The sequence below is a fragment of the Pseudarthrobacter sp. PvP090 genome (genome assembly GCF_040547365.1).
Lineage (GTDB): Bacteria > Actinomycetota > Actinomycetes > Actinomycetales > Micrococcaceae > Arthrobacter.
This window is the reverse complement of sequence record NZ_JBEPPO010000004.1, coordinates 225,334-242,836: the sequence shown is the minus strand read 5'-3', so window position 1 is coordinate 242,836 and position 17,503 is coordinate 225,334. Positions and strand designations below refer to the sequence as shown.

Annotated in this window: 17 protein-coding genes; 13 read left to right on the top strand and 4 right to left on the bottom strand. The window is 68.3% G+C overall.

Annotated elements, in window-relative coordinates; genetic code table 11:
- The first annotated feature begins 2 nt into the window (after positions 1–2).
- From folB to panC, 7 genes are read left to right on the top strand one after another with little or no spacing between them, the layout of a single operon-like run.
- Entirely contained in the window at positions 3–371 is a 369-nt protein-coding gene (gene folB, locus ABIC21_RS06380; RefSeq protein ID WP_354349575.1) for a dihydroneopterin aldolase, read from the top strand.
- Positions 368–895 (top strand): 2-amino-4-hydroxy-6-hydroxymethyldihydropteridine diphosphokinase, encoded by a 528-nt coding sequence (gene folK / locus ABIC21_RS06375; protein ID WP_354349574.1) that lies wholly within the window; start codon positions 368–370, stop codon positions 893–895. The genes folB and folK overlap by 4 nt, the downstream gene beginning before the upstream one ends.
- The gene (locus tag ABIC21_RS06370) at positions 895–1,416 is read left to right on the top strand and encodes a DUF3180 domain-containing protein (RefSeq protein WP_354349573.1); all 522 of its coding nucleotides are present in this window, start codon (positions 895–897) and stop codon (positions 1,414–1,416) included. Before folK ends, ABIC21_RS06370 begins: the two co-directional genes overlap by 1 nt.
- Complete coding sequence (locus ABIC21_RS06365) at positions 1,397–1,909, top strand: PH domain-containing protein (protein WP_354349572.1); 513 nt, start codon at positions 1,397–1,399, stop codon at positions 1,907–1,909. Before ABIC21_RS06370 ends, ABIC21_RS06365 begins: the two co-directional genes overlap by 20 nt.
- Positions 1,910–1,945: 36 nt before the next feature.
- Positions 1,946–3,529: a PH domain-containing protein gene (locus ABIC21_RS06360; RefSeq protein ID WP_354349571.1), complete on the top strand. Its 1,584-nt coding sequence runs from the start codon at positions 1,946–1,948 to the stop codon at positions 3,527–3,529.
- The gene (locus ABIC21_RS06355; RefSeq protein WP_354349570.1) at positions 3,522–4,430 is read left to right on the top strand and encodes a Rossmann-like and DUF2520 domain-containing protein; all 909 of its coding nucleotides are present in this window, start codon (positions 3,522–3,524) and stop codon (positions 4,428–4,430) included. The genes ABIC21_RS06360 and ABIC21_RS06355 overlap by 8 nt, the downstream gene beginning before the upstream one ends.
- A 15-nt stretch (positions 4,431–4,445) precedes the next feature.
- Positions 4,446–5,345: a pantoate--beta-alanine ligase gene (panC, locus tag ABIC21_RS06350; RefSeq protein WP_354349569.1), complete on the top strand. Its 900-nt coding sequence runs from the start codon at positions 4,446–4,448 to the stop codon at positions 5,343–5,345.
- Here panC and ABIC21_RS06345 read toward each other — a convergent pair.
- The gene (locus tag ABIC21_RS06345) at positions 5,342–5,797 is read right to left on the bottom strand and encodes an SRPBCC family protein (RefSeq protein ID WP_354349568.1); all 456 of its coding nucleotides are present in this window, start codon (positions 5,795–5,797) and stop codon (positions 5,342–5,344) included. The two genes, panC and ABIC21_RS06345, sit on opposite strands and share 4 nt — an antisense overlap.
- A gap of 238 nt (positions 5,798–6,035) precedes the next feature.
- Between ABIC21_RS06345 and ABIC21_RS06340 the strand changes: the two genes are divergently transcribed.
- Complete coding sequence (locus ABIC21_RS06340) at positions 6,036–7,517, top strand: DHA2 family efflux MFS transporter permease subunit (RefSeq protein ID WP_354349567.1); 1,482 nt, start codon at positions 6,036–6,038, stop codon at positions 7,515–7,517.
- Positions 7,518–7,562: 45 nt separating this feature from the next.
- Here the strand turns inward: ABIC21_RS06340 and ABIC21_RS06335 are convergent, their stop codons facing one another.
- The 3 genes from ABIC21_RS06335 to ABIC21_RS06325 form a co-directional block, all read right to left on the bottom strand.
- Positions 7,563–8,396, bottom strand: coding sequence for an alpha/beta fold hydrolase (locus tag ABIC21_RS06335; protein WP_354349566.1), 834 nt, complete (start codon positions 8,394–8,396; stop codon positions 7,563–7,565).
- Between the two features lie 73 nt (positions 8,397–8,469).
- Entirely contained in the window at positions 8,470–9,096 is a 627-nt protein-coding gene (locus ABIC21_RS06330; protein ID WP_354349565.1) for a thymidine kinase, read from the bottom strand.
- A 47-nt stretch (positions 9,097–9,143) separates the two neighbouring features.
- Complete coding sequence (locus tag ABIC21_RS06325; RefSeq protein WP_354349564.1) at positions 9,144–10,088, bottom strand: alpha/beta fold hydrolase; 945 nt, start codon at positions 10,086–10,088, stop codon at positions 9,144–9,146.
- A 77-nt stretch (positions 10,089–10,165) separates the two neighbouring features.
- Here ABIC21_RS06325 and lysS point away from each other — a divergent pair, with 77 nt between their 5' ends.
- From lysS to ABIC21_RS06300, 5 genes are all read left to right on the top strand, one after another.
- Entirely contained in the window at positions 10,166–11,698 is a 1,533-nt protein-coding gene (lysS, locus tag ABIC21_RS06320; protein WP_354349563.1) for a lysine--tRNA ligase, read from the top strand.
- Between the two features lie 2 nt (positions 11,699–11,700).
- Positions 11,701–11,889 carry a hypothetical protein gene (locus tag ABIC21_RS06315; RefSeq protein WP_354349562.1) on the top strand — a complete coding sequence of 63 codons (189 nt, stop codon included), beginning with the start codon at positions 11,701–11,703 and terminating at the stop codon, positions 11,887–11,889.
- Positions 11,890–12,031: 142 nt separating this feature from the next.
- Positions 12,032–12,358: a histone-like nucleoid-structuring protein Lsr2 gene (locus tag ABIC21_RS06310; protein ID WP_354349561.1), complete on the top strand. Its 327-nt coding sequence runs from the start codon at positions 12,032–12,034 to the stop codon at positions 12,356–12,358.
- Positions 12,359–12,738: 380 nt separating this feature from the next.
- Positions 12,739–15,231, top strand: a complete 2,493-nt coding sequence (locus ABIC21_RS06305; protein ID WP_354349560.1) for an ATP-dependent Clp protease ATP-binding subunit — start codon at positions 12,739–12,741, stop codon at positions 15,229–15,231.
- Positions 15,232–15,370: 139 nt separating this feature from the next.
- Positions 15,371–17,500: a prolyl oligopeptidase family serine peptidase gene (locus ABIC21_RS06300; protein ID WP_354349559.1), complete on the top strand. Its 2,130-nt coding sequence runs from the start codon at positions 15,371–15,373 to the stop codon at positions 17,498–17,500.
- Positions 17,501–17,503: the final 3 nt, after the last annotated feature.

The window sequence follows — 17,503 nt, the reverse complement described above, 5'->3', positions numbered from 1 at the left end:
CCATGGACCAGATCACGCTGAGCGGCGTCACCGCCGTCGGCCACCACGGAGTGTTTGATTTCGAGCGGCGCAACGGCCAGCCGTTCGTGGTCGATGCCGTACTGCACCTGGACTTCAGCCGCGCCGCCGCCTCCGACGACGTCCTCGACACGGCGCACTACGGTGAAGTGGCCGAATGCATCCGGGGCTGGATCACGGGGGAGCCGCTGAACCTGATCGAGGCGCTGGCCGTGCGGATCGCCGAGGACGTGCTGTCGAAGTTCCCCGTCGCCGCCGTGGACATCACCGTGCACAAACCCAAGGCCCCGATCCAAGTCGAATTCGGCGACGTCTCCGTCAGCGTCCGGCGGACCCGGCAGGAACAGCCATGAACTACACCCGTGCCGTACTCGCGCTCGGCAGCAACCTGGGGGCGCGCAGCGACACCCTCTCGGCGGCCGTCGCGGACATCGTCGATCCACCCGAGGTCCGCCTGCTGGCCATCTCGCCGATCGTGCAGACCAAGGCCGTCGGCGGGCCGGCCGGCCAGCCGGACTTCCTCAACATGGTGATCGCCGTGGAGACCACGCTGGCGCCCCTCGAGCTGTTGCGGCACTGCCACGAGGTGGAGCAGAAACACCTCCGCGTCCGCGACGTGCACTGGGGCCCGCGCACCCTCGACGTCGACATCATCACGTACGGCGAGCTGGCCAGTTCCGACCCGGAGCTGACCCTGCCCCATCCGCGAGCAGCCGAGCGGGCGTTCGTGCTCTACCCGTGGTCGCTCATCGACCCCGGCGCGGAGCTCAACGGCGAACGCGTCGGCGAACTGGCCGCCAAGGCCGCCGACTTCGCCGACCTCGTGCCCTTCGACGGCTTCGAAAACCTCCACGGCGTGGCCGGGGCGGTGGAGTGATGAAGCTGACCAGCCCCCTGGCGCTGCTCGTGATCAGCGTGGCCGTCGGGATCCTGGGCTGGCTCGCCGCCCTGCTGACCACCCGCTACGGACTGAACACCCCCGTGCTGCCGCTCAACGGACTCATCACAATGGGTGTGATCGTGGTGCTCACCCTCGTGCTGGGCATCCGCGTGCTCCGCTGGAGGAACGGCAACAAGAAGAAAATGCTGAACCCGATCCTGGCCGCCTGGACCCTCGTCCTCGCCCAGGCCTGTGCCTACACCGGCAGCGTGCTGCTCGGCTGGCATGCCGGGATCTTCGTTGACCAGCTGCGCCTTTGGAATCTGCGCAGTGACCAGACCCTCGCCTGGCAGGCCCTGGCCATGGCCGGCGGCGGCCTGGCGATGATCGGGGTCGGCCTGATGGTGGAACGGTTCTGCCGGATACCGCCCGAGGAGGGCGACGGCGAAGCGGCCCCGGGCCGCCAGGAGCAGCGCAAGCCCAAATCGGAAGGCGAATATGCGTACCGAGGCGATTGATCCCCCGGGCATCACGTGGCTGCGCGTCTCGCCAAAATACGTCACAGTGCGGCTCGCCAGCTGGGCGCTGGCCAACCTCGTCGTCGTGGGCCTGCTCTGCGTTCCCCTGGTCCTTGTCGTTAGCGGCCGGTGGGAGACCTTCCCGCTCTGGTTGGCTGTCGCCCTCCCGGCCGGGATGCTGGTCCTGGCCCTGTGGCGGCTCCTTCTCATTCCCCGTCAGGTGCGCGCCATCGGCTACGCCGAGCGTGAAGATGACCTGCTCATCCGCCGCGGCATCTTCTTCCAGCGCACCCTCGTGGTGCCCTACGGCCGCATGCAGTACGTGGACATCGGCGCCGGACCGGTGGAACGCGGCGTGGGCCTGTGCACGCTGAAACTGCACACCGCCTCCGCCGGCACCAACGCGGAAATCCCGGGCCTGCCCGCCGCGGAGGGCGCGCGGCTCCGCGAGCAGCTCTCCGCCCGTGGTGAAGCCCGGCTGGCCGGACTGTGACGGCTCCGCCGTGAGGACCTCCGTTGGGGGAGCCCAGTGAAGCCGGACGCGGCCCCGGAGGCGTCCGCAGGCGCCGACGCGGGAACCCCCGACGGCGGGTGGCAGCGCGTGCACCCGGCCTCACCGTTCGTGCGCGGCTGGGTGGCGCTGGCCGCCATTGCGTTCTTCTTCTTCCGGGACACCTTCGAACGGGTGCTCCAGGGCGGCCCCCTCGTCGATGAGCAGCTCGCGGGCCGGGCGCCGTGGCTGCTGCTCGGCGGCGGTGTGCTGCTGCTGCTCACCGGGCTGGGCTACGTCCTGAGCTGGTACTTCACCCGCTACCAGGTGGCGGAAGGCTATGTCCGGATCAACACCGGATTCCTCTTCAAACAGCAGCGGCAGGCGCGGCTGGACAGGGTCCAGGCGATCGACATCGTGCAGCCGCTGCTCGCCCGGATCTTCGGGCTGGCCGAGCTCAAGTTCGAGGTCGCCGACGCCGGCGAGTCCGCGGTGCGGCTGGCGTACCTCCGCATGGACGAAGCGCGGCAGCTCCGGGCCACGATCCTGGCCCGCGCCGCCGGCGTGGCTCCGGACCCCGCGCAGCCGGGGGCCGCCGCGGCGGAGGCGCCCGAACATGCCGTGCTGACCGTCCCGCCCGGCCGCCTCATCGGATCCCTGCTCCTGAGCGAGCAGAGCGTCGTCGTCGTCGCCGGCGGGCTGGCCTCCGTCGTGCTCTCCGCCGTCACCGAGAACCGCAGCTTCTACCTCTTCCTGATCCCCGCCGTGCTGGGCATGGTGGCCGCGTACTGGAACGCCATCAACAGGGGCTACAACTTCACCGCCGCCATCTCCCCGGACGGCATCCGGCTGCGGTACGGGCTGCTGGACACCCAGGCCCAGACCCTGCCGCCCGGGCGGATCCAGGCCCTGCGCGTCAGCCAGCCGCCGCTGTGGCGGATCTTGGGCTGGTACCGGATCCAGGTCAACGTGGCCGGCTACGGCGCCGCGGGCAGCAACGGCGAGGCCTCATCCCGGACCACGCTCCTGCCCGTGGGCACCTTCCCCGACGTGCTCACCATGCTTTCCCTGGTCCTGCCCGACCCGGGCACCCCGGACCCTGTGCGGATCTTCGCCGCCGGCATCAACGGCCTCGCCCCTGCAGTGTCGTTGCAGGGGGAGGGGCCGTCGGGTCCGGCGGAGACGGCGGGGTCCGGGACGGACGACGGCGGCTTCGTCACCACCCCGCGGCGCGCCCGGCTGCTGGCCCCCCTGGGCTGGCGGCGCAACGGCTTCACCGCCACCGGCACGGCCCTGCTGATCCGCTCGGGCCGCTGGTGGCGGCACCTCGTCGTGGTCCCGCACCAGCGCACCCAGTCCATGGCCCTGGAGCAGGGCCCCCTGGCCCGGCGCTTCCGGGTGGCGGACCTGGTGCTGCACACCACCGCCGGGCCGGTGTCCCCTCGGCTGGTCCAGGCCGGCCTCGACGAGGGCCGGGCCCTGCTGGATGCACAGGCGGCCAGGGCCCGGGCCGCGCGCAAACGCCAGACCAGCGAGCACTGGCTGGACCAGGTCCGCCCGCTCGTGGCTGGAGATTCCCGCACCGAAGAACCCAACAGTCAGGAAGACCCGCAGCATGGCTAAGCCAGGACGACTCGGCATCGGAATCATCGGCGCCGGCAAGGTCGGCGCCGTCCTGGGGGCGGCGCTGCGCGGCGCGGAGCACGCCATCATCGGGGTCTCCGCGGTCTCGGACGCCAGCCGCGAACGCGCGGAGACACTGCTTCCGGGTGTCCCGGTGCTGGACGTGCAGGACATCGTCGAGCGCGCGGAACTGGTGCTCCTGGCCGTCCCCGACGACGCGCTCGGCCCGCTCATCGAGGGCCTGGCGAAGCTCGGCGCCTGGCAGCCCGGCCAGCTCGTCGCACACACCTCCGGCCGCTTCGGCGTCGGGATCCTGCATCCCGTCCGCGCCGCCGGCGCCATCCCGCTGGCGCTGCACCCCGCCATGACCTTCACCGGGATGAGCCTGGACCTGACCCGGCTGCTGGACTGCACCTTCGGCGTCACGGCGGACGCCGCGATGCTGCCCATTGCCCAGGCCCTTGTGGTGGAGATGGGCGCGGAGCCCGTCGCGATCGCCGAGGCCGACCGCACGCTGTACCACGCGGCCCTCGCGCACGGCTCCAACCACCTCGTCACCCTGGTGGCGCAGGCCTCGCAGTTGCTCCGGGAGGTCGGCGTCGAGGCCCCCGAACGCATGCTGGGACCGCTGCTGCGGGCGACCCTGGAAAACGCGCTCGCCTCGGGCGAATCGGCCCTGACCGGCCCGGTGGCCCGCGGCGATGTGGGCACCGTCGCCGCGCACGCCGAGTCCCTGCGGGAGCACGACGGCGGCTCGGGCGACGATATTCTGGAGGCGTACCTGGCCATGGCCCGGGCGACCGCCCGCCGGGCAGGACGCCGGGGACTGCTGAAGCCGGAGCAACTCGGCGACATCACGCAGGCGCTCGAGGGCCCGGACCTCGACGGCCCGCAAACCTAAGGAAGGTTCCCTGACTTGGCGATCCAACTCGTGACCACCGCTGCCCGGCTGAAGGCCGAAAGCGCCCGTCTGCTCAAGGAGAAGGGCGGCACCTCGCAGGGCCTGGTGCCCACCATGGGCGCCCTGCACGCGGGGCACGCCGAGCTGGCGCGCACCGCCGTCGAGCAGAACGACGTGGTGGTGGTGAGCATCTTCGTGAACCCGCTGCAATTCGGCGAGGCGGTGGACCTGGAACGGTACCCCCGGACGCTGGAGGCGGACCTCGCGCTGCTGGACGCCGTCGGCGTGGACCTGGTGTTCGCCCCGGACGTGGACGAGGTCTACCCCGGCGGGGCGCCCCGCGTCCGGATCAGCGCGGGCCCGATGGCGGGAAAGTGGGAGGGTGCATCCCGCCCCGGCCACTTCGACGGCGCCCTGACAGTGGTGGCCAAGCTGCTGCACTATGGGACGCCCGGTGCCGCCGCGGGCCCCGAGCTGCCGGCCTACCGGGCGTACTTCGGACAGAAAGATGCCCAGCAGTTGGCCCTGGTCCAGCGTATGGTCGCGGATCTGAACTTCCCGGTGGAGATCGTCCCCGTGCCGATCGTGCGGTCCGCGGACGGCCTCGCGCTGTCCAGCCGCAACCGCTTCCTCTCCGCCGCGGAACACGAGGCGGCGCTGGTGCTCTCGCGGGCCCTGCGGCTCATCGAGGAACGCGCCAACGCCCACCAGCCCCTGGACCTCGAGTCCGCGCGGGCACTCGTGGAGTCCCAGCCGCTGGTGGACCTGGACTACTTCGAGGTGGTGGATCCCCGCAGCCTGGACCCGCTGGCCGAGAACTGCCGGGACACCCCGTTCCGTGGCGAGGGCCTGGCGATCATCGCGGCCACGGTCGGCCCGGTCCGGCTCATCGACAACGTCCCGCTAAATTCCTAGGCGGTTCCGCTCTCCGCCATGAGCTTCAGGTTGCCGAGGGTTTGCTCCCTTGCCCTGTCCTGGAGCCGTTCCACCAGCACGCGGTCTGTGAATTTGCCGATCGCGGCGCCGGGAATGTTGTATTCGATCTCCAGGGACACTTTGGTGCCGTTATTCTCGGGTTCGTAGTCCCAGGTCTGCCAGCCTTTGAGCGGCCCCTCGAACTCGATGCGCACGTGCCTGCCGCCTGACTCTGTGGGGGCGTTCTCGACGACGCGGGTGGTGACCGGGAACGGCACACCGGCCATCAGGTAGCTGTGCTTGACGACGGTTCCGGGGCCGCCGTCGCCGTCCACAGTCTTGGCCTCGCTGAGGTTCACCCACCAGGAGGCCCAATGGCGGGGATCTGTGGCGATGTCCGTAACCCGGTCCACGGGTGCGTTGATCTGGATGCTCTGCTGTATGTGGCCCATCGAAAGCTCCTCTGAACATGGGGTGAGAGGCAGCGCCCAGCGGTAGACGGTGGCGCTCCCTGCAGTCTAGGCAACGCCGTTGTGCCGTTCGGGAGTAGGGCAGAAGGTCCTGCCGGTCGTCGGGCGCCGGAATCTTTTCTACAGCGCCGGGAATTACCGCGGCGCATCGCCGGTTGGCACCTGATGAAGCGACGACGCTCGCCGACCCCACGTTAAAAAACTCCCTGAGGGAACCGCTATGTCTACTGACGTCTCTTCAAAGCCCGCCGGCGATCCCGCGCAGGCCCTGGCCGCCGCGGAGGCTGCCGCACCGCCGGCAAAGATGTCCCGGGAATCGGTCACCGTCATCGCCACCCTGCTGGTGGCCACCTTCGTGGTGATCCTGAACGAAACCATCATGAACGTCGCACTGCAGCGCCTGATGGTGGATCTCGGCGTCACCGCGCCCACCGTGCAGTGGCTGTCGACCGGTTTTATGCTCACGATGGCCATCGTGATCCCCACAACGGGCTTCATCCTGCAGCGGCTGTCCACCCGCGCTGTCTTTATGCTGGCCATGGGCCTGTTCTCCGGGGGCACCCTGCTCGCGGCGATGTCTCCCGGATTTGAAATCCTCCTGCTCGCACGGATCGTCCAGGCTGCGGGCACGGCCATCATGCTGCCCCTGCTGATGACCACCATCCTCACGCTGGTTCCCGTGACGCGCCGCGGCTTCGTGATGGGCAACGTCAGCATCGCCATCTCGGTGGCGCCGGCCATGGGCCCCACGGTGTCCGGCCTGATTCTTGAGCACTTTTCCTGGCGCTTCATGTTCGTCTTCGTCCTGCCGATCGCCGTGGCCGCGTTCGCCATCGGGGCCCGGTTCCTGACCAACATCGGTGAAAAGGAAAAGACCCGGCTCGACGTCCTGTCCGTGCTGCTGACCGTTCCCGCGTTCGGCGGGATCGTTTACGGCCTGAGCCAGATCGGCGGCGAGGGCGGACCCGGCTCGCCCGCCATCACCGCCCTGGCCGTGGGTGCCATCGCCATGGTGGCCTTTGTACTCCGCCAGCTGCGGCTGCAGAAGTCCGAGGCGCCCCTGCTGGACCTGCGGGCATTTACGTTCCGGATGTTCACGGTGTCCGTGCTGTTGCTCGTTGTGGCGATGATCGCCCTGTTTGGCTCCGTGATCCTGCTGCCGTTGTACCTCCAGGAGGTCCGCGGGCTGTCGTCCCTGGAAACCGGGCTGACCCTGCTGCCCGGAGGCCTGGCGATGGGCCTGCTTGGCCCGTTCATCGGGCGGCTGTTTGACAAGGTCGGCCCGCTGCCGCTGACGGTCACTGGCTCGTCCCTGCTGGTGGTGGCCCTGTTCCAGTTTTCGCTGCTCGATGAAGGCACGCCGGTCGGGTGGATCATTGCGCTGCACGTGGGCCTCAGCCTGGGGCTGGCCCTGATCTTCACCCCGGCGTTCACCACCGGGCTGAACCCGCTGCCGCCGCACCTGTATTCCCACGGCTCCGCCATCATGAGCACCCTGCAGCAGGTGGCCGGGGCCGCCGGAACGGCGCTGCTCGTCTCGATCTACGCTGTGGTGTCCGCCGGTGCGGGAATCGTCGCGGGAATGCACGCGGCGTTCCTCACGGCGTCGGTCATTGCCGTCGCCGCCGTCGTCCTGTCCGCACTGATGCGCAAGACCGCCGCAGCGGACCACGCCGCCCCCGCCGCCCCCGCCGCCCACTAAACCCCCGTTGGGGTGGTGCGGCGCTGGGGTGGTGCGGCGTTGTGGCTAGCTGGCGAAGAACTCGCTGAGTTCGGAGATGAGCTTGTCCGGTGCCTTGTTGACGCCGTCGTGGCCCATGCCCGGCAGGATCGTGTAGCTGGAGCCGGAGAGCACCTCGTGGATCTGGGCGCACGCCACGCCGAAATACGCCGGGCTCTTCTCGCCGACAATGATCAGCGTTTCCAGCGGAAGCTCCAGGAACGGCTCGGCCGGCATGTCGGCGGCGATGATGGCCTTGATCTCCCGGACCCCGGTCTTCATCAGCTCGCGCATCTGCTTGCCGAGCGGGGTGCCGGCGGCCAGCTTGTTCGCCAGGGTCAGCATGGACAGCGGCATCCGGGACAGGGCGCTGCCGGTCTCGAGGCCCCGCAGCAAGACGGCGAGGGCGCGGTCGTCGTCGCCGGCCGCCGTCGCCTTCTCATATTCGGTGGTCCAGTCCGCGGTGACGCTGTGGTTCACGGAGACGGCCGGGTCGTACACGGCGAGGCGCTCCACCGGCAGGGTGCGGGCGGCGTGCAGCGCCACCGCGCCGCCGAAGCTGTGCCCGAAAACGTCCGTGCTGGAGGTGTGCTTCATCACCGCGTCGAGGTCTCTGATGTCCACGTCGAGGGTATAGTCCTCCGGCTGCGGGGAGGAGGAACCGCGGCCGCGCCGGTTGAAGGTATGCACCGGGCGCCCGAGGGACGCGCTGAGCTTCTGCGCGAAGCGGGTGTAATCGGCGGCGGTCACCATGGAGGCCGCAACAACGACGACGCCGGAGCCCGCCGAGGCCAGTTCGGCACCCGTGCTGAAAAGCTCGATTGTTCCGCCGTCGGGGGTTCTGATGTTCTCGCGGGTCATGGTCCGAGCCTAGCCGAGGCTGCAGCTACGGCGTAGTAGGTTGCCGTGGCTGCTGCGCGCAGGGGCTGGCCGGCTAGCCGCCCAGCCGCCCGCCGGAGACCTCGAGGTAGCAGGAGCCGCACAGCGACTCGTACCAGACGTCCTGGCCGTCGATCGCGACCTGGTCGCCGTCGAAGACCACCTGGTCCCCGGCCCGGCGGGTGTTGAAGATGGCCTTGCGGCCGCAGCGGCAGATGGTCTTGAGTTCCTCCAGGGTGTGCGCGATTTCCAGGAGCCGCAGCGATCCCGGGAACGCCCGGGTGCGGAAGTCCGTGCGGATGCCGTAGGCCAGAACGGGAACGTTGTCCAGGACTGCGATCCGGAAGAGGTCATCCACCTGGGCCGGTTCGAGGAACTGCGCCTCGTCCACCAGCAGGCAGGCCACCGGCTGCGTGTCCACGTGCTCCAGCAGCGCGTCGGGGTCGTCCCCGTGCGCGTGGGCGGTGAACAGTTCCCTGGCGGAGGCCCCGGCAGGGATCAGGAAGTCCACAGACCGGGTCATGCCCAGGCGCGACACGACGTCGGCGTCGCCCTTGGTGTCGACATCCGGCTTGGCCAGCAGGACCCGCTGGCCGCGCTCCTCATAATTGAAGGCGGCCTGCAGCAGCCCCGTTGACTTGCCGGAGTTCATCGCGCCGTAGCGGAAGTAGAGCTTGGCCAAGGGGGTCCTTTCGAAAGGGTCGCCCACCGATTGTAAAGGCGCGCCCCTCAGCGGCCCAGCTTGAGCCGCCGCCTGCGCGCCGGGAGGCGCTTCAGGGTCCCTTCCCCGGCCAGGAGGTAACGCGCAACGGCCCGGGGCAGCCGGATGCCGGGCCGGAGCGGGCTTTCGTGGAGCTGTCCCGGCAGCACGGCGCACTCGATCGAGGGGACGGCGGCGGCGAGTTGCCGGCCCGTTTCGGTGAAGTAGTCCGGGCTCCAGCTGCCGCTCAGCATCAGAATCGGGGTGGTCACGGCCGCAAAGTCGGCCAGTTCGGCATCGGCGTCCAGAACTGCACGCATCTCAGCGACGGCAGTGGGCAGCAGTTCGCGCATCTCGGCGCCCATGCTCGTCCGTGCGGAGAGGATGCTGAGCATCCGCAGCGCACCCAGCGGGAGCTTGGCGACGGGCCCGCCCACCTCAATGCCCTGGACCAGGTGCGCCCAGGCCTCGTCGAGTTCCCCGGCAGCCACCGAACGCTCCAGCTCGGGCCGCCAGCGGTGGGTGAGGTTCCCGGAAAGGGACACGGCCGCGTCATAGGTCACCATCCTGCGGATCGGCACCGTTCGTGCCGCCTGCAGGGCCACAAAGCCGCCGTAGCTGTGCGCCACCACGTCGCACGAGTCCGTCTCCCGCATCACCGTAGCGAGGTCTCCAACCTCCATGGCCGCGGAGTACCCGGCCGGCTGCGGGGAGGACCCGGCGCGCCCGCGCCGGTTGTAACAGTGCACGGGGCGGTCCAGCAGACGGCTGATGTTCCGCGCGAACGGGCGGTACAGCGAGGCGGTGATCATGGTGCCGTGCACGACGACGATGCCCTGACCGGGTGCTTGACCGGTGGCGGGTCCTGCCGCCGGGACTCTTGGTGCCGGAGCGGCCGGGTGCGCAGGCGGACGGAAGGTGTGCAGCTCAAGGTGCCCGTCGCCGTCGTCGGTGCTGATGGTCCGCGTCTCCACAGCCTTGAGTCTATTCCGCCACCGCCCTTGGCCGGGAGGGACCTGCCCGGGCAGAATCCCCGGTAAACTTGGGGATTGTGACTTCCCAAAACACCTCCGCCCCGAATACCGCCGCCGATTCCCATGAAGCCAGCGAGCAGACGCGCATCCGCATGGAGAAGCGCGCCAAGCTGATCGAGCGCGGCGTCGAGGCGTATCCGGTGGGCGTTGAGCGCACCCATTCACTGGGAGAAATCCGGGAGAAGTACGCGCACCTCCAGGCCGACGAAACCACCGGCGACGTCGCCGGAGTGACCGGCCGCATCGTCTTCATCCGCAACACCGGCAAGCTCTGCTTCGCCACGCTCCAGGAGGGCGGCGTGGACGGCAAGGCCGTCCGGCTGCAGGTCATGCTGAGCCTGGCCAACATCGGCGAGGACGCGCTCGCCGACTGGAAGGCCCTCGTGGACCTGGGTGACCACGTTTTCATCAAGGGCGAGGTCATCTCCTCGCGGCGCGGTGAGCTCTCCGTCATGGCCGGGTCCTGGTCGATGGCGTCGAAGGCGCTGCGCCCGCTGCCCGTGCTGCACGCCGGGCTCAACGAGGAAACCCGGGTCCGCCAGCGCTACGTGGACCTCATTGTCCGCGACGAAGCCCGTGAAATGGTCTACACCCGCGCCGCGATCACCCGTTCCATCCGCGAGACCCTGCACCGCCAGGGCTACGTCGAGGTGGAAACCCCGATGCTGCAGCTGGTCCACGGCGGCGCCACGGCCCGTCCGTTCGAGACGCACATGAACGCGTTCGACCAGAAGATGACGCTGCGGATCGCCACCGAGCTGTACCTCAAGCGCACCGTTGTCGGCGGGATCGACCGGGTCTACGACATGGGCCGCGTCTTCCGCAATGAGGGCGTCGACTCCACCCACAGCCCTGAATTCACCACCCTGGAAAGCTACGAGGCCTGGGCCGACCAGTTCGTCATGGCGGACCGGATCAAGGAACTCATCCTCGACGCCGCCGACGCCGCCGGCGTGGGCCGCGTCCTGCAGACCGAGGCCGGGGAGATCAACCTCGACGGCGACTGGGCCTGGATGGCGGTCTACCCGGGACTCTCCGAAACCGTGGGCCAGGAAATCACCCCGGAGACCCCGGCGTCGGAACTGCTGGCGCTCGCCGCCAAGCACGAGGTCAAGGTCGACGCCAACTGGGACGCCGAAAAGCTCGTGGTGGAACTCTTCGGTGAACTCGTCGAGCCGACGCTGCTGAACCCGACCTTCGTTTACGACTATCCGCCCTCCGCCCAGCCGCTGGCCCGCCAGCACCGCGAGGACGACCGGCTGATCGAAGCGTGGGACCTCATCATCGGCGGCATGGAACGCGGCACGGCGTTCTCCGAACTTATTGACCCGGTCATCCAGCGCGAACGGCTTACCGAGCAGTCCCGCCGCTCGGCCGCCGGCGACGTGGAAGCCATGCAGCTGGATGAGGACTTCCTGCGTGCCCTGGAGTACGGGGCCCCGCCGATGGGCGGCATCGGGCTGGGCATCGACCGGCTCGTTATGCTCTTCACCGGTGCAGGCATCCGCGAGACCATTTTGTTCCCGCTGCTGAAGCCCGAAGGACACTGACCATGGAGTACATCGCCGTATTGCTTCCCTCCGTGGTCGTCGGCCTGATTTTCTGGTTCGCCATGAAATCGATTTTCAATGCCGACAAATCCGAGCGCCAGGCCGAGGCGCGGGCCCAGGCTGAGGCCGAAGCAAATGCCCAGGGGGCCGATACCCCCCGCGGCCGCGACGATTCCAGCGGCCCGAACTAATAGCGGACTATTCGGCCTTGGGTTTTCCTTTGGAAACTCTTTTTCGCTTTGACTCGTTGCCATAAAGCGGAGGATACTTTTAACAAGAAACATCCTGCTTTTCGGAAATACCCATCCTTTTGGTTTGGAAAGAGAGTCATTTATGGCACAGAAAGTGAAAATCATCCTTGTCGATGATCTGGATGGGGGATCCGCGGACGAGACCGTCCGGTTTGGCCTTGACGGCGTCAGCTACGAAATCGACCTGTCGGCGGCGAATGCTTCCGAGTTGCGCTCCGCAGTCGAGCGGTTTGTGAACCATGCACGCAAGACTTCGAGCGGCCGCCCAACACGCACCAAGGTTTCTTCCGGCCGGAACCAGGACTCCGCCCAGATCCGGCAGTGGGCCCGCGATAACGGCTATGCGGTAAACAGCCGCGGACGCATCCAGGCTGAAATTCAGGAAGCCTACCAAAAGGCGAATTCCTAGCGGCCGATCCAAAAGCCTGCGTCGTGGACGCAGTGCCATGGTGCAATACCGATGACTTTGCCCCCGCTTTGGTCGGGGGCTTTGTCGTACGTGGGCCCCGACGCTGGCGGCGCCGCCACGGTCGGCTGTCGCCGGGGAGCCGGATGGCAGTGCGCTTGGGTCCAGCCGCCCCCTGGGTTGTCGCTGCGGCCGCCGTCGGACCATCCGCCGGACGTCGCTGCGCGCCCCGGCCGGCCGCCCTGCCGGGGGTCCGAAGGCCCCGGTTTGCGCCCCGATGTGACGCGGCTGCGGCGTCCCGGTTTCCCCTGTGGCGAACAAGCCACAAATCTTGAACCCGGCCACGTAGCATCAAAGTACGTCGTAGCTAGGAGTGTGGCGAAATGTTTGAGCGATTTACGGACCGTGCCCGTCGCGTAGTTGTGCTTGCCCAAGAAGAGGCACGCATGCTGAACCACAATTACATTGGTACCGAACACATCCTCTTGGGTCTGATCCATGAAGGTGAAGGTGTTGCTGCCAAAGCCCTTGAGTCCTTGAGCATTTCGCTCGACGGCGTCCGCGAGCAGGTACAGGAGATCATCGGGCAGGGCCAGCAGGCCCCGTCCGGACACATCCCCTTCACCCCCCGCGCCAAGAAGGTTCTGGAACTCTCGCTCCGCGAGGCCCTGCAGCTGGGACACAACTACATCGGCACGGAGCACATCCTGCTCGGCCTCATCCGCGAGGGTGAAGGTGTTGCCGCCCAGGTGCTGGTCAAGCTCGGTGCAGACCTGAACCGTGTCCGCCAGCAGGTCATCCAGCTGCTCTCGGGCTACCAGGGCAAGGAAACGACCGGAGCCGGTGTTGGGCCGGGCCAGGCCGAAGGCACTCCTGCCGGTTCCGTCGTCCTGGACCAGTTCGGCCGCAACCTGACCCAGGCTGCGCGCGAGAACAAGCTGGACCCTGTCATCGGGCGCGAATCCGAAATGGAACGCGTGATGCAGGTCCTGTCGCGCCGCACCAAGAACAACCCCGTGCTGATCGGTGAGCCCGGCGTCGGCAAGACCGCCGTCGTCGAAGGCCTCGCCCAGGCGATCGTCCGCGGCGACGTTCCGGAGACCATCAAGGACAAGCAGCTGTACACGCTGGACCTCGGGTCCCTCGTGGCCGGCTCCCGCTACCGCGGTGACTTCGAAGAGCGCCTCAAGAAGGTCCTCAAGGAAATCCGCACCCGCGGCGACATCATCCTCTTCATCGACGAGATCCACACCCTGGTGGGTGCCGGTGCCGCCGAGGGAGCCATCGATGCGGCCTCGATCCTGAAGCCCATGCTGGCCCGCGGCGAGCTCCAGACCATCGGTGCCACCACCCTGGACGAGTACCGCAAGCACATCGAGAAGGACGCCGCGCTGGAACGCCGTTTCCAGCCGATCCAGGTCAAGGAGCCCTCCGTCGCGCACGCGATCGAGATCCTCAAGGGCCTTCGCGACCGGTACGAGGCGCACCACCGTGTCACCATCACCGACGGCGCCCTCGCCTCGGCAGCGAGCCTTTCCGAGCGCTACATCTCGGACCGCTTCCTGCCGGACAAGGCGATCGACCTGATCGATGAGGCCGGTGCACGGCTGCGCATCCGCCGGATGACGGCCCCGCCGGAGCTCAAGATCATGGACGAGAAGATCGCCGCCATGAAGCTGGAGAAGGAATCCGCGATAGACGCGCAGGACTTCGAAGGTGCCGCCTCGCTGCGCGACAAGGAGCAGAAGCTCATTGCCGAGCGCGCCGAGAAGGAACGCCAGTGGAAGACCGGCGGCATGGACGACATCTCCGAAGTTGATGAGGACCTCATCGCGGAAGTGCTGGCGAACTCCACCGGCATCCCGGTCTTCAAGCTGACCGAGGAAGAGTCCTCGCGACTGCTGAAAATGGAAGACGAGCTGCACAAGCGCGTTGTCGGCCAGAACGAGGCCATCAGGTCCCTGTCCCAGGCGATCCGCCGCACCCGTGCAGGCCTGAAGGACCCGAAGCGTCCGGGCGGTTCGTTCATCTTCGCCGGCCCCACCGGCGTCGGCAAGACCGAACTCGCCAAGGCCCTGGCCGAATTCCTCTTCGGCGAGGAAGACGCCCTGATCACCCTGGACATGTCCGAGTACTCGGAGAAGCACACGGTGTCGCGTCTCTTCGGTGCCCCTCCGGGCTACGTGGGCTACGAAGAGGGCGGGCAGCTGACCGAAAAGGTCCGCCGTCGTCCGTTCTCCGTGGTCCTGTTCGACGAAGTGGAGAAGGCCCACGCCGACCTCTTCAACTCGCTGCTGCAGATCCTGGAAGACGGCCGCCTGACCGACTCCCAGGGCCGGGTGGTGGACTTCAAGAACACCGTGATCATCATGACCACCAACCTCGGCACCCGGGACATCTCCAAGAGCGTTGCCACCGGCTTCCAGTCCGGCACGGACACGCAGACCGGCTACAACCGGATGCGGGCCCGCGTCACGGAGGAGCTCAAGCAGCACTTCCGTCCCGAGTTCCTGAACCGTGTTGACGACGTTGTGGTCTTCCCGCAGCTGACCCAGGACGAGATCATCGAGATCGTGGACATGTTCGTCGGCCGGCTGGAGAAGCGCCTCAAGGACAAGGACATGGGCATCGAGCTCACGCCCGCGGCCAAGATCCTGCTCGCAACCCGCGGCTACGACCCCGCCATGGGTGCCCGGCCGCTGCGCCGGACCATCCAGCGCGAGATCGAGGACCAGCTCTCCGAGAAGATCCTCTTCGGCGAAATCCACGCCGGCGACATCGTTGTGGTGGATGTGGACGGCGAAGGCGACGACGCCAAGTTCACCTTCGCAGGCAACGCGAAGCCGCGCATCCCGGAGATCGCTCCGAGCGTCTAAGCATCGGCTCAAAGGCCCCGCCGTTCCCGAAAGGGAAGGCGGGGCTTTTTGCGTTCTGCACCCGGATGGGTCTGAAAGCAGTGTTTCACTGTCGGTGAAATTGGTGTGATCCGGCACACAGGGGGTGTTGAATCGGTGCATGGCTTCCACCGATGCAGAGACCCTGGGCGAAAAACCCGAGACGCCCTTCCACGACCTGGACCACTACCTCGCGATTCCCAGGGTGGCGGGCCTGGCGTTGAGCCCGGACGGCAGCCGGCTGGTCACCACCGTGGCCACGCTGAACGCCAAAGGCACCGAATACGGCACGGCCCTGTGGGAACTGGATCCGGCGGGACAGAAACAGGCCCGCCGCATCACGCGCAGCGCCAAGGGCGAGGCCGGCGCCGTGTTCGCCGCCGGCGGCGAGCTGTACTTCAGCTCCGCGCGCCCGGACCCGGAGACCCCCGAAGCGGACCCCGTCAACGCCCTGTGGATGCTGCCCGCCGACGGCGGCGAGGCCCGCGTTGTGCTCACCCGGGCCGGTGGAGTCAGCGCGCTCCTGGCCGCGAAGGACACGGGCGCCCTTTTCGTCAACGCCGCCGTGCTGTCAGGATCCACGGATGAGGACGACGACGGGGAGCGCCGCAAGGCGCGCAAGGACAACAAGGTCGCCGCCATCCTGCACAGCGGCTATCCCGTGCGCTACTGGGATGCCGATCTGGGACCCGCCCAGCCGAGGCTCTTCGCCGTCGAACCCGGCGAGGAACAGGAGCCGGGCAGGCCCACAACCGTCGACGCCGCGGCGCCGCTGCAGCTCCGCAACCTGACGCCCGACGCCGGTGCCGGCCTCCGCGATGCGGAGTCGGTCGTCAGCCCGGACGGCAAGACCATCTACAGCAGCTTCGCGAAGCCGCTCGCCCGTGCGGATTCACGGTCCGTCCTCGTCGCGATCGACGTCGCCACCGGCACCCGCAAGGTGCTGCTGGACACCCAGGGAATGAGCTACTTTCCCGGGCCGGTGAGCCCAGACAACCGGACTCTTGTGGTGCTCAGCGAGTCGGACACCACGCCCGAAGCGGCCCCTCAGGTCAGGCTGCACCTGCTCGACGTCTCCAGCCCGGCAGCTGGAGCGGCAGGCGCAGCCGCGCTGACGCCGCTGGCGCATGACTGGGACCGCTGGGCGCGCCCCGCCGCCTGGCTGCCGGACGGATCGGCCCTGCTCGTCACCGCCGATGAGGACGGCGCCTCGCCGGTCTTCCGGATCAGCGTGGGCGGGCGCGACACAGCCGGCCGGGTCACCCGCCTGACCGCCGACACAGCCGCCTACACCGACGTCGTGGCGGCCCCGGACGGCCGCACTGCCTATGCGCTGCGCAGCTCCTACGAATTCCCTCCGGAAGCGGTGCGCATCGACCTTGCAGGCGGCGGCGCCGTCCGGCTCCCTGCCCCCGCTGAGCGCCCGCAGTACCAGGGCTCGCTGGAACGGGTGGAGACGACGGCGGCAGACGGCGCCCGCGTCCCGGCGTACCTGGCGCTGCCTGAGGGCGCCTCGGCCGGCAGCCCGGCGCCCCTGCTGCTCTGGATCCACGGCGGCCCGCTCGGTTCCTGGAACGCCTGGACGTGGCGCTGGAACCCCTGGCTGCTCGTGGCGCAGGGGTACGCTGTGCTGCTGCCGGACCCGGCGCTCTCCACCGGCTACGGCCAGGACTATATCCAGCGCGGCTGGGGCGCGTGGGGCAAGGCCCCGTTCACCGACCTGATGGCCATCACCGACGCCGTGGTGCAGCGGCCGGACATCGACGAGACCCGCACCGCCGCCATGGGCGGCTCCTTCGGCGGCTACATGGCCAACTGGGTGGCCGGCCAGACTGACCGGTTCAAGGCGATCGTCACCCACGCCAGCCTCTGGGCACTGGACCAGTTCGGCCCCACCACGGACGCCGCGCAATACTGGCTCAAGGAGATGACGGCCCAGATGGCGCTGGAGAACTCCCCGCACCTGCACGTGGAGAACATCAGCACCCCCATGCTCGTCATCCACGGCGACAAGGACTACCGCGTCCCGATCGGCGAGGGCCTGCGCCTCTGGTACGAGCTCCTCTCCAAGTCACGGCTCGCCGCCGACGAGAACGGCGACACCGAGCACCGGTTCCTCTACTTCCCGGACGAGAACCACTGGATCCTGCAGCCGCAGCACGCGAAGGTCTGGTACGGCGTCGTCGAGCACTTCCTCGCCCGGAACCTGCTGGACAAGGATCTGCCGGTGCCTGCCGAACTGGGGCTCTAGGCA